The sequence below is a fragment of the Actinomycetospora sp. genome (genome assembly GCF_055612215.1).
On record NZ_JBVPVA010000190.1, the window covers coordinates 1 to 1,743 of the forward strand.

The following is a 1,743-nucleotide window of genomic DNA, read 5'->3' on the forward strand; positions in this document are numbered from 1 at the left end:
GTAACCGGGGCAGATCCCCGGGCGATCAGGCCGCGCTCGCGGCCAGTCGGACGAGGTCCGGCAGCGGCGGGACGGTGATGGCGGCTGGGACGTGCAGTCGGTCGCCGAGGTAGCGAAAGAACGACACGCCGAGCTTGTTGCAGGTCTTCATGAGCCCGAGCAGGACGTCGCGCGCCGTGCGCCCGGCCGTGCTCACGGTTCCGCCGGAGATCTTGCGCTTGGTCACGCACGTCCGGATGTCGTTCTCCGACCCGTTGGTGTGCAGCGGGATCTCGGGGTGCTGGAGCACGCGCAGCAGCTCGGGCTTGCGTCGGTGCAGACGGGCGAGGAGCCGGTCCAGCAGGACGTAATCGGTCCGGCGCGTGAAGATCCGGTCGAAGCGGGCGCGCAGCGCCGCCGCGCGGCGCGGGCAGGGGTCTCGCTTCCAGGCCTTGAGGTCGGCGTACAACCACCAGATCAGCGCCCGTGTCACCTCGACCGCGCGCCTCTGCTCCGGCGTGGCCGGCACGAGCTTGTGCACGAGGCGCTCGGCGTGCACCCAGCACAGGGCGTGCTCGCCGACCCGGAACTGCCCGGCGTCGTCGGAGACGATCACCGTCCCCGCCAGCAGGCCGTGGCGGCGGACGGCGCCCCAGAGCGCGCCCTCGGTGGCGATCGGCACCGGGTCGGGCGTGACCTCCAGCCGGTCGATGCCCAGAGCCGCGAGGTGCGCGGTCCAGGCCGCCGCGTCGGCGAACCGCTTGGCCGGGTGCGCGTCCAAGAGCGCGATCACCGGCCCGGACAGGCAGCGCCCGCGCATGTAGTCCAGCGCCGCCGCGTCGACGACGTAGTCGGTGTGCCCGGCCCGCAGCAGGGAGAGGAACGCCTCGCGCGACTTGGACGTCCCGGTCCGGAACGCCGTGAACCGGTCGTCCCCGATCTGGGTGGTGACGCCGTCCGCGCGCGCGTGGCGGGCGGCGGTGTCGTCCACCGTCACCCAGCGCGCCGTGGCCAGCCCCGCCCGCAGCACGTCGCGGTCCTCGGTCACCAGGTCGTCCAGGCGCGACGTGAGCAGCCGCACCACCTGCCGCTTGGAAACCTCCACCCCGACGCCGTTCAACAGGGACGTGAGCCGCTCCGTGGTCACCTGCCCCTGGGCGTGCAGGGCTAGCACGAAGCGGCGCAGCCCCGGCCCGAACCCGCCCACGGTGCCCGGCGGCAACGGCGCGACCACGGTCTCGCCGGACGGCGTCAGCCAGCGCTCGCGGCGGTAGCGGATCACCTCGGCCGAGAGGCGCAGCTCCCGCACCAGGCCGTCCTCGTACCCTTTGAACCGCGAGCCGGCCGGCACCGCGGCCTTGCACACCCGCTCGGCCGTGACCGCGTCGCGGTCGCGCTTGGGACCCCGCCGCCGCTTCGAGCGCTCGCTCGTCTCGCCGGCCCGCTCGGGCTCGGTCGCCGCCTCCATGCCCGAGGGCCGCGACGGCGGGCGCGGCGGCAGGCCCTTCAGCCGCGCCACCTCGTCGCGCAACGCCCGGTTCTCGGCCCGCAGCGCCGCGATCGTCGCCTGCTGCGCTTCCACCTCAGACCGCAGGGCGGCGTTGTCAGCCTGAAGCCGACGGACCTCGCCGACCAACACGCCGACGAGGTCGCGCAACTCGGCGAGCGAGAGGTCCTCCAGCGGTGCGGCGTCCGGCAACGGCATGCGCAGCGTGAATCACGCCCGCGTCCTCAGCGCAACCTCACCGCCCGGGAATCTGCCCC

1 protein-coding gene is annotated in these 1,743 nt (G+C 74.1%); it reads right to left on the reverse strand.

Features of this window, described 5'->3' with window-relative positions; translation table 11 throughout:
* Positions 1-25: 25 nt before the first annotated feature.
* The gene (locus AC0CYZ_RS05230) at positions 26-1,684 is read right to left on the reverse strand and encodes an IS66 family transposase (protein WP_472213015.1); all 1,659 of its coding nucleotides are present in this window, start codon (positions 1,682-1,684) and stop codon (positions 26-28) included.
* Positions 1,685-1,743 lie beyond the last annotated feature (59 nt).

Excerpts from the sequence above, each read along its gene's own strand:
- AC0CYZ_RS05230 (WP_472213015.1), bottom strand. The coding sequence starts at position 1,684 with ATGCCGTTGCCGGACGCCGCACCGCTGGAGGACCTCTCGCTCGCCGAG.